Source organism: Acinetobacter pittii (assembly GCF_034064985.1).
Lineage (GTDB): Bacteria > Pseudomonadota > Gammaproteobacteria > Pseudomonadales > Moraxellaceae > Acinetobacter > Acinetobacter pittii_H.
In genome coordinates this window covers 374,513-390,555 of sequence record NZ_CP139249.1, presented here as the reverse complement: position 1 = coordinate 390,555, position 16,043 = coordinate 374,513, and the positions used below count along the sequence as shown (strand labels likewise).

The 16,043-nt window shown below is 39.3% G+C and carries 16 protein-coding genes; 5 read left to right on the top strand and 11 right to left on the bottom strand.

Annotated features, from left to right (window positions below; genetic code table 11):
• Nucleotides 1-355 precede the first annotated feature (355 nt).
• The 3 genes from serA (at nt 356) to SOI76_RS01805 (ending at nt 3,528) form a co-directional block, all read left to right on the top strand.
• A complete protein-coding gene (serA, locus tag SOI76_RS01815; protein WP_004705258.1) occupies nt 356-1,588 on the top strand; it encodes a phosphoglycerate dehydrogenase in 1,233 nt (410 codons plus the stop codon).
• Between the two features lie 98 nt (nt 1,589-1,686).
• Entirely contained in the window at nt 1,687-2,571 is an 885-nt protein-coding gene (locus SOI76_RS01810) for an EamA family transporter (RefSeq protein ID WP_104079759.1), read from the top strand.
• A 93-nt stretch (nt 2,572-2,664) separates the two neighbouring features.
• Complete coding sequence (locus tag SOI76_RS01805) at nt 2,665-3,528, top strand: EamA family transporter (RefSeq protein WP_104079758.1); 864 nt, start codon at nt 2,665-2,667, stop codon at nt 3,526-3,528.
• A 7-nt stretch (nt 3,529-3,535) separates the two neighbouring features.
• Here the strand turns inward: SOI76_RS01805 and SOI76_RS01800 are convergent, their stop codons facing one another.
• The 3 genes from SOI76_RS01800 to truB form a co-directional block, all read right to left on the bottom strand.
• On the bottom strand, nt 3,536-3,979 hold the full coding sequence (locus SOI76_RS01800) for a hemerythrin domain-containing protein (protein ID WP_001019905.1): 444 nt from the start codon (nt 3,977-3,979) through the stop codon (nt 3,536-3,538).
• A gap of 212 nt (nt 3,980-4,191) precedes the next feature.
• A complete protein-coding gene (locus SOI76_RS01795; RefSeq protein ID WP_000525218.1) occupies nt 4,192-4,968 on the bottom strand; it encodes a sulfite exporter TauE/SafE family protein in 777 nt (258 codons plus the stop codon).
• A gap of 19 nt (nt 4,969-4,987) precedes the next feature.
• Nucleotides 4,988-5,893: a tRNA pseudouridine(55) synthase TruB gene (truB, locus tag SOI76_RS01790; protein ID WP_104079757.1), complete on the bottom strand. Its 906-nt coding sequence runs from the start codon at nt 5,891-5,893 to the stop codon at nt 4,988-4,990.
• Nucleotides 5,894-6,046: 153 nt separating this feature from the next.
• Here truB and SOI76_RS01785 point away from each other — a divergent pair, with 153 nt between their 5' ends.
• On the top strand, nt 6,047-7,078 hold the full coding sequence (locus SOI76_RS01785; protein WP_104079756.1) for a lipase secretion chaperone: 1,032 nt from the start codon (nt 6,047-6,049) through the stop codon (nt 7,076-7,078).
• 115 nt (nt 7,079-7,193) lie between these two features.
• On the top strand, nt 7,194-8,135 hold the full coding sequence (lip, locus tag SOI76_RS01780; protein WP_104079755.1) for a lipase family alpha/beta hydrolase: 942 nt from the start codon (nt 7,194-7,196) through the stop codon (nt 8,133-8,135).
• A gap of 51 nt (nt 8,136-8,186) precedes the next feature.
• Here lip and rplS read toward each other — a convergent pair whose 3' ends face one another.
• The 8 genes from rplS to SOI76_RS01740 form a co-directional block, all read right to left on the bottom strand.
• Nucleotides 8,187-8,555 (bottom strand): 50S ribosomal protein L19, encoded by a 369-nt coding sequence (gene rplS / locus SOI76_RS01775; protein WP_002116654.1) that lies wholly within the window; start codon nt 8,553-8,555, stop codon nt 8,187-8,189.
• Between the two features lie 219 nt (nt 8,556-8,774).
• The gene (trmD, locus tag SOI76_RS01770; RefSeq protein WP_104079754.1) at nt 8,775-9,530 is read right to left on the bottom strand and encodes a tRNA (guanosine(37)-N1)-methyltransferase TrmD; all 756 of its coding nucleotides are present in this window, start codon (nt 9,528-9,530) and stop codon (nt 8,775-8,777) included.
• 42 nt (nt 9,531-9,572) lie between these two features.
• Nucleotides 9,573-10,121, bottom strand: a complete 549-nt coding sequence (gene rimM / locus SOI76_RS01765) for a ribosome maturation factor RimM (RefSeq protein WP_104079753.1) — start codon at nt 10,119-10,121, stop codon at nt 9,573-9,575.
• A gap of 19 nt (nt 10,122-10,140) precedes the next feature.
• Complete coding sequence (rpsP, locus tag SOI76_RS01760) at nt 10,141-10,392, bottom strand: 30S ribosomal protein S16 (protein ID WP_000260334.1); 252 nt, start codon at nt 10,390-10,392, stop codon at nt 10,141-10,143.
• A gap of 146 nt (nt 10,393-10,538) precedes the next feature.
• Nucleotides 10,539-11,003 (bottom strand): type IV pilin protein, encoded by a 465-nt coding sequence (locus SOI76_RS01755; protein WP_104079752.1) that lies wholly within the window; start codon nt 11,001-11,003, stop codon nt 10,539-10,541.
• Nucleotides 10,997-11,467 (bottom strand): type IV pilin protein, encoded by a 471-nt coding sequence (locus SOI76_RS01750; RefSeq protein WP_250621809.1) that lies wholly within the window; start codon nt 11,465-11,467, stop codon nt 10,997-10,999. Before SOI76_RS01750 ends, SOI76_RS01755 begins: the two co-directional genes overlap by 7 nt.
• Before the next feature lie 21 nt (nt 11,468-11,488).
• Nucleotides 11,489-15,265 (bottom strand): PilC/PilY family type IV pilus protein, encoded by a 3,777-nt coding sequence (locus SOI76_RS01745; RefSeq protein ID WP_250621808.1) that lies wholly within the window; start codon nt 15,263-15,265, stop codon nt 11,489-11,491.
• A gap of 11 nt (nt 15,266-15,276) precedes the next feature.
• Nucleotides 15,277-16,041 carry a PilX N-terminal domain-containing pilus assembly protein gene (locus SOI76_RS01740; RefSeq protein ID WP_104079750.1) on the bottom strand — a complete coding sequence of 255 codons (765 nt, stop codon included), beginning with the start codon at nt 16,039-16,041 and terminating at the stop codon, nt 15,277-15,279.
• Nucleotides 16,042-16,043: the final 2 nt, after the last annotated feature.

The following is a 16,043-nucleotide window of genomic DNA, read 5'->3' as shown; positions in this document are numbered from 1 at the left end:
AAACTGTGGTGGGACTATGACCTCATAATTCTCAAGGTTCTCACCTGAGCAAAGCCATAATGTTCAAGGAACTCCTATATTCTACATGTATCCGCGCAAGCGATAAAGTTCAGAATAGAGATACTGTCACTACAAAACATGTTTAACGTAAATAAATGCTTTCTATGGGGCTTTCAGAGAAAAATCACATTTATCCCCCTACCAAGCATATTTTAAAATGCTCGACAAGCCATAAACAGAAGTGATTAGACATAGATAAAATTGCCATAAGGCGATGGTATAAACGAAATATCTATAGCGCTGCCCAGTATGTTATTATACCGCCACCAAATTTGGCCTTTGTAGCGGAGCCGTAATGAGCCAACATCTTTCACTACCTAAAGATAAAATCCGTTTCCTTTTGTTAGAAGGCGTTCACCAAAACGCAGTCGATACTTTAAACGCTGCGGGTTACACCAATATTGACTATCGTAAAACTGCTCTTGAAGGCGAAGCGCTTAAAGAAGCAATTAAAGATGCTCACTTTATTGGTATTCGTTCGCGTACCCAATTGACTGAAGAAGTTTTCGAAGCTGCAAATAAATTGATCGCAGTAGGTTGTTTCTGTATCGGAACAAACCAAGTTGATCTTAAAGCAGCAATGGCACGTGGTATTCCTGTATTCAACGCACCGTATTCAAATACGCGTTCGGTTGCAGAGCTTGTACTTGCTGAAACGATTCTTCTTCTTCGCCGTGTTCCTGAAAAATCGGCGGCTTGTCATCGTGGTGGTTGGGACAAGTCTGCTGTCGGTTCTTTTGAAACTCGTGGCAAAACTTTAGGTATTGTGGGTTACGGTTCTATCGGTTCTCAACTTTCAGTTCTTGCTGAAAGCATGGGTATGCATGTTATTTATTATGATGCAGTAACCAAATTACCAATGGGTAATGCTCGCCAAGTTGGTTCTTTAGATGAACTTTTAGCAACTGCAGATGTTGTAACGTTGCATGTGCCAGATGTTCCGTCTACACGTAACTTCTTCACTAAAGAACAATTTGCGAAAATGAAAGAAGGCGCGATTTTCTTAAATGCTGCACGTGGTACATGTGTAGTGATTGAAGATTTAGCTGATGCAATCAAATCTGGTCATATTGCTGGTGCAGCGGTTGACGTATTCCCGAAAGAACCAAAAGCAAATGGTGAAGAATTCCAGTCTCCACTTCGCGGCTTAGACAACGTGATTTTAACTCCTCACGTTGGTGGTTCAACCATGGAAGCGCAAGCAAACATTGGTTTAGAAGTTGCAGAGAAATTTGTTGCTTACTCTGACAAAGGTATGACACTTTCTGCGGTTAACTTCCCGGAAATCGCATTACCATTGACAGCTGGTCAACACCGTTTATTGCACATCCACAAAAACGTGCCAGGTGTATTGTCTAAAATCAACAACTTGTTTGCTGAACAAGGCATCAACATTTCTGGTCAGTCACTTATGACTAAAGGCGACATCGGTTACCTCGTCATGGACGTTGACGCTTCTGCTTCTCACGAAGCTTTAGATATGTTGCATGAAGTTGAAGGTACAATTCGCGTTCGTGTATTGTTCTAATACGAACTGTAAATTTAAAAGCCACAGCAATGTCTGTGGCTTTTTTATAGGCATTTACATTATCATGTGAAAAGTATACCAATCGATCAAATAATAAAATGTCCAGTTCGAACCAGAAATCTCAGCTGCATGCTTTGGGCTTTCTCATTCTCGCTATGCTAAGCGTACAAAGCAGTGCATCTTTAGCAAAAATTCTGTTTCAGAACTTTCCTGTGCTCACTGTCTCTGCAATGCGCCTATGTTTAGGTGCAATTATTCTTGCGATTATTTTTCAAATTTGGCGAATTAATTTTAGTCAGGTCCGCTGGAAAGCAATTTTAGCTTATGGATTTGCGCTTGCAGGCATGAACGCACTGTTTTATCTGTCGATCGAACGCTTACCGATTGGGATCGCGGTTGCTTTTGAATTTATTGGCCCTTTAAGTGTGGCGTTATACCACGCACGCCAAAAATATGATTTTGTTTGGGTGAGCTTCGCAATTATTGGGCTGATTTTACTTTTCCCTTTCAATCAGGCCCATAGCTTAGATTGGATCGGCGTTTTATTTGCAATTAGTGCAGGGTCTTGTTGGGCGCTTTATATTATTGCCGGCCAGAAACCTTCTGGTATTTCAGGTAATCATACGGTGTGTTTAGGAATGAGTGTAGGTGCATGCATCTTATTACCCATTACCTTTTTTTCAGGCTCGATTGGTCAAGTGATTGAACTTCCCTATCTTTTTTATTTTATTGGTTTGGCCATTTTAGCCAGTGCTCTTCCATTCTCTTTAGAAATGTTAGCACTGCGCAATTTGACACCTTTAAGCTTTGGAACATTGATGAGCCTAGAGCCCGCAGTTGCAGCACTATCTGGATTTATCTTCTTGGGTGAATATCTTTTATGGAACCAATGGTTGGCACTTGCAACCATTATTACCGCTTCTGTTGGTTGTACCATAACCACCCAAAAAGCTCGTCAAGAACGTGAAAAAGTGGTGAGTTAATTTAATGATCGCTGCCAGTTAAAACTCAGTATTCGTTATAATTGACTCTTATTATTTTTTAAATATCAAATGAAGCGCTAAGGTTTTTTTTCCATGCAAAATCTTCCAATTATTGCTGTGCTGTATATGATTTTGTCGATGGTTTCATATCAAATCAGCGCTTCATTTGCCAAGCAACTCATTGCTACATTAGATCCGCTCACTGTCACAATTTTAAGACTCTGTTTTGCAGCAGTTATTGTTGCCGTCATGTTTCGTTCATGGAAAATTTGGTCTCGCTTACCCTACTTAAAATGGCGTGATTTGTTAATGTACTGCGCATCTTTAGGGTTAATGAATATCCTATTTTATACATCACTTGGAAAATTACCCCAGGGAATTGCTGTTGGCTTAGAGTTTATTGGTCCATTAGGCCTTGCGCTTCTTTCTATTAAACAAAAGAGTGACTACATTTGGGTAGCGCTTGCCATGTTAGGCATCGCACTCATGGTGCCTTGGCAAAACCCAGTTCAACACCATTTTTCGTATGTAGGTGCAGCTTGTGCCCTAGGAGCAGGGCTTTGCTGGGCCTTCTATATTTATTTCGGCCATAAAGTTGTGACTCAAAATATAGGGATGCATGCATTAACAATTGGAATTGGCGTATCTGCACTTGCATTATTACCAATTGGGATCTGGCATAATGCTCCTGCATTACTTGAGACCCAGTACTGGGGTAAAGCATTACTTATTGCGGTTTTAGCGACTGCTATTCCCTATGCACTCGACTTAATGGCTCTCAAACAACTCAATAAATTAACTTACGGGACTCTAACGAGTTTAGCACCAGCATTGGCAGCATTAACGGGTTTCTTATTACTTCACGAAGAAATCAGCACGCTGCAATGGGTGGCTTTGGCTTGTGTAATGTTGGCCTCGATTGGGGTTACTTTAAGAAGCACTAGAAAAGCTGCGTAGGTTTGTTCTACTGCTGCTTTTTATACTTTTTATATTCCTTTAAATATTTATTACCCAGCGTTTCTTTTTCGCTATCTTTCAGAATTTTTCCAGCTTGCTGGAAAAATTTATGCTCTTCTTCTTTTAAATGGTGATGGACTTTTTCACTCAACTGTTTGGCGGTTGCTAACCAGCTAGGGCTACTCATATCGGTTTTTTCAAGCTGTTCAACCAACTCATCCATTTCATGATGTTCGGATAAAGCATGTCTCGTAATATCCAAACCCACATCATCAAACATTAAAGGAATATAGAGATAACGGTCTTCGGCAACTGAATGGGCATAAAGTTCATTTTTTAATGCATCAAATAATTCTTTTCGTTCTTCGGTTAAACCATGTGTCTGGATTAATTGCTCAGAAAGGTTTCGTTGATTTTCATGGCTTTCTCTTAATGCTTCGAAAATATTCATTCTCTTCCTCATTTTTAGCTAAAAAATCTTTTTTATTTCAAGGTTTATCATACGTTGAAATTTATATTATTTAAGTAGCTTAAAATGAGACTATTTTTTACACAGTTTTCTTTCTAGTAAGTTTCTGTAATGATTTTTATATTTTCAATGAGGAACGATACATAAAAAGTATGAACTGCTCCTTAAGACCAGTTCATACTTTTTTATCTTATTTAGCCTGTAACAAACATTTGATAGCCCAAACGGCAAATCAGAATACTCACCAAAATTAAAAAGATAATTCGCACAAAACCACTACCGTATTTAAGCGCGGTACGCACCCCAACAATAGAACCTAGCACGTTAGCCGCCGCCATCATTAAACCAATATGTAAAATAGCGTGACCAGTTGGGATGAGGAAACTCAGCGCAGCTAAGTTCGTCATAAAATTACCGATTTTTGACAAAGCTGAAGCATGTAAGAAATCAACTTGTAAAAAACGGATAAAGAAGAAAATAAAGAAACTACCTGTACCTGGCCCAAAAATACCGTCGTAAAAACCAATAGCCAAACTACCGATACCAGCTAAAATTAACATTTTCGTGGTAATTTTTTGCTCGGTATGAACTTGACCGAAGTTCTTTTTAACTAGGGTATAAATCGCAATCACAATCAACATTACGAAAACGAAAGGACGCAATACCGATTGAGGAATAAGTGATAAGCATGCCGCGCCGGCAAAAGAACTAATCAAGGCACAAATGGCAATAACTGCTAGAAGCTTCCATTGCAACTTTACTTTTTTAGCAAATGTATAAGCCGCCGATGCAGTACCAAAAATGGATGAGACTTTATTGGTACCAATCACCGTAGCAGTCGACATGTTAGGAAAAGTGCTCATGATCCCGGGAATCTGGATAAGTCCACCGCCGCCTACAGCAGCATCAATTGCTCCTGCAGTAAACGCAAAAAAGATCAAACTAAGGATAACGTCCCATTCCATGCCCATGCTCTATACTCTACATCTACTACAAATTTAAGATACGCTTAGGTACCAACCGTTTTTTATCGGTAATCTCGGCTAAGCCTAAACAGCGCTCACCCGAAAACACCAAAACTTCTGCTTCTGCAGAATGCTCAATATTGCTTTCTAAACCGTTGCAAAAATATTTTTCACGCCCTTCCGGAACCAGAATTTTTAAGAAATGGTCAACTGGTGCATAAACTGGAAGTAGCAAAGCTTCTCTTTGCTCTTCTGTTAAACTTTCCAGATATTCAATGGTATAGCTCGGTATAAGCTCAAAATGTCCTGTTTGAGTCCGGTTCAGCATCGTTAAATGCCCACCACAACCAAGTGCTTCACCAATATCTTCACCTAATACACGGATGTAAGTCCCTTTAGAACAGGTTACATCCAGAGTGATACTATTTTCGGTAAATTCAATAAGCTCTAAAGCATAAATCGTGACTGGACGCGCTTCTCGCTCAATCTCTATACCTTTTCTCGCCAACTCATATAATGGCTTACCTTCTTTTTTCAAAGCCGAATACATGGGCGGAACTTGTTGAATATCGCCTCTAAACTTTTTTAAAGTTTGTTCAATAAGTTCTTGGTTAAGCACAGGAATAGGACGCTCTTGTAAAATCTCCCCTTCCACATCACCTGTTGTTGTGGTCTGTCCCAATCGAACAGTGGTTTGATAACGCTTTGTTGAGTCCAGCAAATAATGTGAGAACTTGGTTGCCTCTCCCAAACAAATCGGGAGCAAACCTGTCGCCAAGGGGTCTAACGCTCCAGTATGGCCTGCTTTTTGGGCGCGATATAACCAACGCACTTTTTGCAAAGCGGCATTTGAACTTAAGCCTAATGGTTTATTTAAAAGAAATACACCACTGATATGGCGACGAGAAATTTTTTGATTTTTTGTCGTCATTTTTACTGGAACACAAAGCTAGAAAAAAGTGCCGACATGTTAGCAAATTCGGCAAGATATTTTCACAATATTTAGGTGCCTTTTCACTTATTTTATGGCACATTAATGATCGAGTAAAAAAACAACAAATTAAAACTTAAGGAAGATATCTTTATGCAAGGGATGCAGAAGAAGGTATTGTGGTGCGTGCTCGGATTTTTTATTTTGAGCCTCATTGCATGTGTATATTGGTTAAGTCCTGATTCAAAAAACACATCAACCCAAGTCAGTGAAAAGACAGCTCAAAATTTAGCATCTATTCCACCTACAAATCACTCATCGCTAAATGCAGATGCTTACCATAGTAAAAGTCAGCAAGATACTGAAGTTAACTGTCAGTTAAAAATTGATAATTCCCAACATTTGGTCGTTAACAGTCAAACTCGTGACTGCTTTGAATATTTTATTACTCAATATGGAGAAAATGATTTAGAGCAAATTAAAAATCACTTTAGACAATTTATTCAGGGAAAATATTTAGAACCCGCTCGCTCACAGATTTTGGATTTATGGACCCGCTACTTAAGATATCGCGAACAGCTTGCTCAAATCCAAACGCCTCCATCAAAACAACAAGATAAAAATTATTTTCAAAAAATCTTTAATTCAATTCAAGATCTAAGAAAACGTTTCTTTTCGGCCGCTGAAATTGATGGACTCTTCTCAACTGAAGATATTTATCAGAACTATACGCTAGATCGTATGCAAATACTTGAGGACTCTTCTTTAAGCGAAATTGAAAAGGCTCAAAAGCTTAAAGAACGCTTTGAACAACTACCAGAAGACTGGCAACAAAACCTACAAGAACTTTCTAAACTTGATGACTTACATGCACTGACCAAACAAATTAAAGCACGCCATGGTTCAGCAGAAGAACTTAGACAAATGCGTACGGCACTCGTCGGAGCTGAAGCAACTCAAAGGCTAGAAACTTTAGATACACAGCGTAGTGCTTGGCAGCAAAGGGTCACAAGTTACTTGAGTGGACGAGATGAAATTATTAAAAGCAATATGAGCGATAGTGCTAAAAACCAAGCTATACAACAATTACGGCAACAACAATTTAACTCATCACAAGAGCAATTAAGACTTCGAACTTTTGAAACGGTCCATGATCAGGGAGGTGAACTGCCATTTAATTATTAAGCCTTTTCTTTTAGGAATAGGCTAAACATTCACTAGCAGTAAGAAGCTGCTTTTCATACAAAATAAAAATAGTGAGTAAAAAATGAAAAGGAAGTTAAAGTTTTTTTGCGCTGCAATGCTCTCAGGACTGAGTATTTCGGCGGCCCATGCCACAAATGCTGAACAAGTTAAAAACTCGTTCGTTTATTCATCTTATGCACAAACCAAATATCCATTGGTTTTTAACCACGGTATGGCAGGTTTTAACCGAGTTGGGACAGATACACTTGGTCTCGATTACTGGTACCAAATCCTTCCGGATCTTGCTCGTAATGGTGGAAATGTCTGGGCTACCAGAGTGTCACCTTTCAACTCAACAGAAGTGCGTGGTGAACAACTTGCCCAGCAAGTAGAAGAGATTATTGCCATTACTGGTAAGCCTAAAGTCAACTTGATCGGTCATAGCCATGGGGGCCCGACAATTCGCTATGTGGCCGGTATCATGCCAGAAAAAGTGGCGTCACTTACCACGATCGGTGCGCCTCATAAGGGATCACCAATGGCAGATGTGATCCTGAACGTTGAGGGTACTCCTCTGTCTGGACTGGCAACGTTAGTAAACTGGTTTTCAGCTGCAATTACTTGGGCAGGAGGCCTTGATCCGACAAGCTATCCGCACGACTCTTTAGCCGGAGCTCATAGCTTATCTACGCAAGGTTCTGCAAAATTTAATGCTCAGTTCCCAATGGGTATACCGACCACTTCTTGTAGTGAAGGAGCATATCAAGCGAAAGGCATTTATATGTATTCTTTCTCGGGGAATAAAGCGCTGACCAACCCATTAGATCCATTTGATATTGCGCTTACAGGCAGTAGTTTAGTAGTCGATCCATTTGGTGATAATGATGGACTTGTTTCCCGATGCAGCGCCAAATTTGGTAAAACAATTCGTGATGATTACAACTGGAACCATTTAGATGAAGTAAACCAAGTACTTGGTATACGTTCTATTTTCGCTTCCGATCCTGTATCAGTTTACCGTCAACACGCAAACCGTTTGAAACTTCAAGGACTATAGTTTTTAAACAAAAAATGCGCCAAAAGGCGCATTTTTTTACTCGCTATAAGCTTACGCTTTACGAGCTGGTAATTTTTCACGAATACGTGCAGCTTTACCAGACAAGTCACGGAGGTAGTAAAGTTTAGCACGACGAACGTCACCACGACGTTTCACTTCGATTTTAGCAACAACTGGTGAGTGAGTTTGGAATACACGCTCAACACCAACACCGCTAGAAATTTTACGTACTGTGAACGCAGAGTTCAAACCACGGTTTTTCTTAGCGATTACAACACCTTCAAATGCTTGAAGACGTTCACGATCACCCTCTTTTACTTTTACTTGAACGATGACAGTGTCACCAGGAGCAAAAGCAGGGATATCAGATTTTAACTGTGCATTTTCAACAGCTTGAACTAAAGGATGTTTACCACTCATTGTGGGAATCTCCAATATGTGCGGAGTCAGAAGAGGTCTGAATTTCCGCTGGGGATAGAGGCTAAAGCGCATATCAACCCGTTTATCTTTCCCTTTACGACAATATGTCTATAAAGAGCCTTTAAATTTACATAAAACTATTCATTAAATAGAATTATGCTTTAACTCGAAGCATTGCTTCTCGTCTTGTTGCAGAACTTTCGTTCTTGAGAATAACGATTAAGAGTTACCATTATTCAATTGCGTATCTTTTAGCCATTTTTTTTGCTGCTTAGTCAACTCAACCTTTTCGACCAACTCTGGTCGGCGCTCTAGAGTTCGTTGATATCGCTGCAAAAAGCGCCATTTTTCAATGTTGCCATGATGTCCAGATTTTAATACCTCTGGCACATCCAGCCCTTCAAAATGATCAGGCTTTGTATATTGTGGACAATCTAAAAGACCGTCAACAAAAGAATCTTGTACTGCTGATTGTTCATCTGACATTACATTCGGCAAACGGCGAATAATACTGTCAAGTAACACCATAGCGGGCAGTTCACCACCAGATAGAACATAATCACCAATTGACCATTCTTGATCAACATAATGCTGGATCAAACGTTCATCTACTCCCTCATAACGTCCACACAGTACGATTAAGCCGTCATAATCGACAAACTGCTGTACTGCCTGTTCATTTAAGGTTTTGCCTTGTGGGGACATATACACCACAGGGACATTAACATGTCCTGCTTGTGAGGCAAGTTGTTTGGCATGTGCAATTGCTTTCGCCAAAGGCTCAGCCATCATCACCATACCGGGGCCACCACCAAATGGACGTTCATCCACTCTTCTGTAGTTTCCCTCAGCAAAATCACGAGGATTAATACAAGTGACTTGTACAATATCTCGTTTTGCCGCACGTCCGCTGATGCCGTAGGCTGTAATCGCTTCAAACATTTCAGGAAAAAGCGTAATGACTGCAAAAAACATTACAGACTCCTCTATTTTCCTGCTGTATTAATCCTAAAAGGATTAATAATCTACGCCCCAATTGACGTAAATACGACCAGCTTCAAGATCAACACGTTGTACTACATCTTTGTGCCAAGGAATCATGCGCTCTTCTGAATCAATGCTGTCTGGGGTAGCATGCACCACCATCACATCATTGGCTCCAGTTTCAAACAACTCATGAATTTTTCCTAAGTTTACTTCCTGTTCTTCCTCATCAAGACCTAACACAGTTAAGCCCTTTAAATCTGACCAGTAGTATTCATCTACATCTGCTTTTGGCAGTTGAGACTTAGCAATCCAGATATTAGCGCCAACCAAGCTTTCCGCCCCAGTGCGATCACTCACACCTTTCAACGCAACAACTAGGCCTTTGCCATGTGGTTTCCAACGTTTTACATCTATTGTTTGCCAACCGGCCTTGGTCTCAATGTACCAAGGCAGGTAGTCAAACATGTTGCTCATAGGTTCTGTATTTGAATACACCCAGAGCCACCCATTCAATCCATAAGCTGAACGTAACTGTCCAATCTGAATACGATCTTCGGGAACATTCTGTGTTGATATCATGGGCTACCTACTACAAAAATTATGCAGTAGCTTTTTTAGCTTGAGCAGCTAAAGAAGCAACACGTTCAGAAGGTTGAGCACCTTGAGAAACCCAGTGAGCAAAACGGTCTGCATCTAAACGAAGTTTTTCTGCTTGACCTTGTGCAGTCGGGTTAAAGAAACCGATACGCTCGATGAAACGACCATCACGTGCATTGCGGCTGTCAGTCACAACGATTTGATAGAATGGACGTTTTTTTGCGCCGCCACGTGCTAAACGAATAACAACCATGATAAAAGCCTTATAATTCTTACGGATTATCCCTGCGCCGACCATCGGCAACACTTCAAACCCCTTTCATAGAGGGCGACATTCTACGTGATTTTCGCCCCGAAAGAAAGATTATTTTTTGAGTTATCCGCAGTTTTGAATTTAAATTAACGTCCATCCCAATTCGAAGTAGCAGAAGGAACACAAGCCGTACCATTGTTAATATCGGTACCCTTTGTCCAACAGCGCTCACCACGATAATTTAAGACGATATTTCCGTCTCCAGTCTGTGAAGTATTTGCAAGCGGTGTTGCAATTAACACCCATGTTTCAGCGGTTAAAGCACCAGAGGTAACTGGGGCCAAATTGACTGTATATAGACGAGTGCCATTTGTAGGATAAGATGAGGCAACACCCAAATCTAAAGCCGTAGCTCCACTAACTTTAAAATTAGCTACTTTATAACGTTGAATCTGCATAGCAATCTGTTGCAATGTAGTTTGCATATCCACACGCTTAGTATGACGAATATGCTCTTTATATGAGGGGTAAGCTATCGCTGCTAAAATCGCAATAATTGCCACAACAATCATTAACTCAATTAAGTTAAAGCCTCTGATTTTATTTACCATGGCTCAACTCCAGTGCCACAAGTTGTATAAGTAACATTACTAGTAGCTTTGTTCTTACAAATTAACCCACTACTATTAAACAAAAAAGTAAAATTATTAGGATCGGTAGCCTCTGCGCGGATAACCCAGTTTTGTCCTAAAGCTATAGTATCTGTTAAGGTTTTTGAAGGATCATCGCCATCTCTTACCGTTATTTTATATTTAACAGTACTAGCAGTCGCACCAACAGGCAAAACTACAGGTGCGGTAGCACCTATAGAAAAACCTTTATAATTAAAATTTCTAGATTTATGACGATTGAGCTGTATGGAAATTTGTTGGATTTCCTGTTCTGCGCGAGAAGCATCAGCACGCAAAACATAGGCTCGATATGAAGGAAGTGCAATTGCTGCAAGAATAGCTACTCCAGCTACTACGATCATTAGCTCAATTAAAGTAAAACCTTTGAAATATGACGTTCTCATTTGTTTCATGCCAACTTCCTACTAGTTTTTCTCATACCAACGCTGTGGAATTAAAGCTAACTTTGTACCATATCGCTTATCCTTAATTAGATTACCCTGTATATTCGAAGTATCAACGTTTGCAACAATAAGACGAGTAGATCCCGCTGTATCTGCTGCCCCGATAGAAGCTGATGTAATACCCGCCCCCAGACTTAAACGATAAGTATCTTTTGTACCACTTGCGCACTGTCCATAAGGCATACAGAATAAGTTTACAAAGCTTTCTCCTTTTACTCCTGCACCGCAATCACCAGCCAGTCCCGACTTACTCGCATCAAAAGTACTAACAAATAGATCATTATTAATAACTAACGGCACGCTCATTATCTTTTCGCTTTGCTGCTTATTTGACTTAAATCGATAAAACCACCCATTACTGCTATAGGATGCAGCTAAAGTCTTATTAGAAAAACGATTTGTATCAGTGATTTCAGCTAAGGGATTTGCAGCCGTTGTATTTTTAGCTTCTGTATTTAATGTAATATCTGCATATAAATCACGACGAGCAACATCTTTATCATAAATATTATAAATTGCATCATAATCATATGACGAACCAACAGTATACTCTGCCAAAGGTTTACTTCGATTACCACTGCCCAAAGTAATTACAGCAAATGGAGTTCGTTCATAGTCATAAATTGAAAAAGCGGGCTGTTCATAAAAGCGAGGACTATATTGTCCATTATGTAAATTTAATAATCGAACCACACGAGTTGCAAAGCCACCTATCGTAGAAGAAGAATTATTCAAATCTATGCGAAAAGCTTGCCCCCCCAAGTCTCCAAAATAAAGATGATCCACCAAGCCATCAGCATCACGATCAATGGCTTTAATTTCACTAACAACGCTATATTGAAGATTACTATTCTTTGTCGCAATCAAACCTGAAGTTGTTGTAGCAGCACTTGATGCAGTGGCATTATCACTCGCCCACCAAAGCAAATCGCCATTCTCAGCATCAAACATATATACACCAGCACCAGTTTTGTTTGTCTGACTATAGCTATCATTTTCATAACCAGCGTCATACCCTCCACCAACAAACATAACTAACTTACGTACTCCCCCCCACTTTACCCAAGCAATTGTTGGCTTGGACCAACTTTGTCCCATGTACTGTAGAGCCGAAACTGTCTTTGAAGTACCATTTGCATATATTTTCTGATTAAGAGGATCAATATGAAATTTGAGCTTTGGATTATTTATATCTGCTAAATCAAGTGCGTAGTAACTATTTCCTCCCATACGTAAACCACCATATACGTATTGTTTTCCTTTTAAGTTACCCTTACCTGTTCCTACTGTTAAGTTACCGCTACTATCCGCTACGAACTCTGTATAAGCTTTCCAAGGGCCATCTACACCATAAAATAGATTCTGCATTCCCCCATTCGTTGAATCAAATTTTGCGAAAGCTTTATATTGATTATCAACCATTTCATTTGGAACAAAAGCAAATTTTTCTTTACCAGTTGAGGCATCAACTGCGTGTAATAATCCTTGTGTTGAGCCAAAGACAATATAATCCTCTCGATTTTTTGAACCCAAGGTATTATTGCTATATGTAATTTCACCTTTGTTTGTAATCAATATAGGTGATGAATGCATTACAGCTCCAACTTGACGAAGTTCGGATGCCGTAGAAAGTAATGTTGCATTAATTGTTTCTGGCTTAGTTGCATCAACTGCATAGCCAAGTAAATTCATTAAATAACCACGCTGAGGATCTTCCTTGTAACTATCCTCAGTTAAGTAACTTAAATTTATTTGCTTTAATGCATTTGCCGAACTTTCACTTATTGTTAATGTAGCCCCCGTTCCACTTATACTTCTGTTAGTTAATAACTTACGATTGGCTGTATCTGTATTTGTTGCAGATGTACGTAATGCTAACTGTGATTTAACTCCCCCCATCCATGCAAACTTTTGACTTCCATAAGTTGTCTCATCTGCATCTTTCACATCATCTTGTACATCAGGTGACCACAAATCATTATTTGCCAGTAATTTACCCTGGCTATCAACGATTAAAGTATTATTTTTATCCGTCAGACGGCCACTATTATTTACATTATATTTTTTAAGGTTTCCAGCCCATAGTTGATAATTCTTATCTGGAGTAGGTTGAAACTGAGGATAATAGGCATAATTTTGAATAGCAGTTGGATTCAGCTCATCTTGGGGTATGGTAGGTGTACCTGTAGTCACCGCAGGAATGTCTGTACTCAAATTATCAATAAAATCATTTACGCTATTTACAATATCCTCAGAACTTGATCCTGAATACCACCCTCCCTCTCCAATAATTCCCCAATAAGCGGCTTTTTTTACATTGGTATCAATCGTACCGAGATTAGCAATATTCTGTCCTTGCGTAAGCGTTTTATTATAAGAAGGAGCATCATTAAATTCTGAACCAAACCCAACAACAGCAGTTCTTATTTTTAAACCTAAAGGATTTGCAGTTGCATCAAGTAACTTTAAAGCAAAATTATGAATGCAATCCCAGCCATCATCAGTATTTGCACAGCTAAAACTACTCCCTTTACTTGATAAAGCAGTTTGCATCAAATTTTGAGAACCCAAATTCTTATTTGGTACACCATCTGTTAGGACATAAATACCCTGTCCACTACACTGCTTAATACTATCGGTTTGAATTAAAGAATCTGGTATTTTATAAGATAGAATATCTATTTTTTTACTTTCAGCAACCGATAATGGAAAACCACTATAGGGATGTGGACCATAATAGTAATATCCACTATATCCCCCTAAAGTGCCACTGCTTCCTTTTGTATAATTAGAGGGCAGAGCTCCACTATACCAGCCATCCCAAGCTCCAATACATGCACCGTTTGCATCCCAATTATCACAGACAGCATAAGAGCCATAGTTATTCTGGAAATATACCTGCAAGTTTGCACCATTCGTTGCTGTTCCCATTAAATAGGACGCAACCTCTGCATAAGAACGAGCTGTAGGTGTATAAGTTTGTGCTGGCAGCCCTGAAACTGCAGAAAGTAGTAATGCCCGTTGAGTAAAGCCTCCCACTAAATCCCCTAATGGTCTTGCTGGTACAAGAACTCGCCCCATATTATAAGACTGATTGTTATATACAACTCCTAAAGTTGATAATCCAATTACTTTATCATCTGATAAAGCATTGATTCCTTTAGCGGTATTGCCTTTTAATAAATCAAATACCCCATCTTTCACACGGGTAATACGATCATAATATCTGACCGTATCAGAGCTATAATAGTTAGTATAAGTTCTACCACCAGAGCTATTGGATGTACTGCTTGTATATGTAACACCTGACGGTTTAGAACCTTTGGTCTCATTACCCCAAATACATGAAGTATAATCAACAGCTTTATTTGAACATTCTTGATAATAAGTCGTACCTAATTTTTTATAGGTTCTGTACAGATAAATTCTATTATTTCCTGTTGCTTCACAAAAAGCTCTTTCGTAAGGAATACTAGTTGTAGCGGCTTCTGTACCTGAGCTGATATAAGTTGCCCCACTTGGTAGATCACATGCTGTTTGACCTTTCATACTCCCCGAAATATCCAGCATTAGCATTAAGGTAATTTTTCCAGATCTAGCTTGTTGATAAATATCAATATCACTAGCCTGTACCACACTAGAACAGATGAGCGTTGTTAGAAAAAATGTTCCCGTCATTACTCCTAACCCACTAAGATTCTGAAAGATAGAATCTCTTTCTTTTTTATAATTTTTCATGATTTCCCCAATTAAATAAAATCTTGTGCAATCGTGTATTCAGCCACTTGCGTTGTATACGGTACATTTAATCTATGTAAACAGGCTGAAACGCTTTCTGTCGCTCCTGCAACAGCCGTTAATACATCAGATGGCTGAATAACTTGATTCATTTTGCTTGAAAGACACTCGTCTATATCGGCCTTGGCCGCAGTCGACAAAGATGGAATAAAAGATGTAGCAAAAACAACAACTTTTTCAGTGTCTTCCATTTTGACATTTTTAGTATCTGTGCCACGTAAACTATGCTGAAATGGATCACTTGTAGTGGATGCAAACTTTACTGCTACCTGCGTCATCACGACACTACGACCACTCGTAAAATAATTTTTTGTACTATCAATAGAATTAGATTTACAGTAGCCATCAGTTCCTAAAGCACTTCCTGTTGGAGCAGATGCCCCAGCTATCCATTGCATAATGCTGGCATTTGCTAGGCTAAAAAACTGGCTCTGATCACCTCTGTAGCAAAACACTAATTCTTTATCTTTATTGGCATCCCCGCGAATATAACCAAACATTCCATCACGGGCTAAATTACGCAGTAAATTACTACCATCTTCTACATTAAATAAGGCGGCATCCGAGTTTTGTATAAGTAACTGCTGTGCCTGACTATTTGTGACAATATTTAATGACATCAAACTTTGACGGATAGCTAATGTGCCAATTATCGTAATTACAAGCAATAAGACCAATACAACGATTAAGGTTGCACCTGTTTGAATTTTTTTCATTT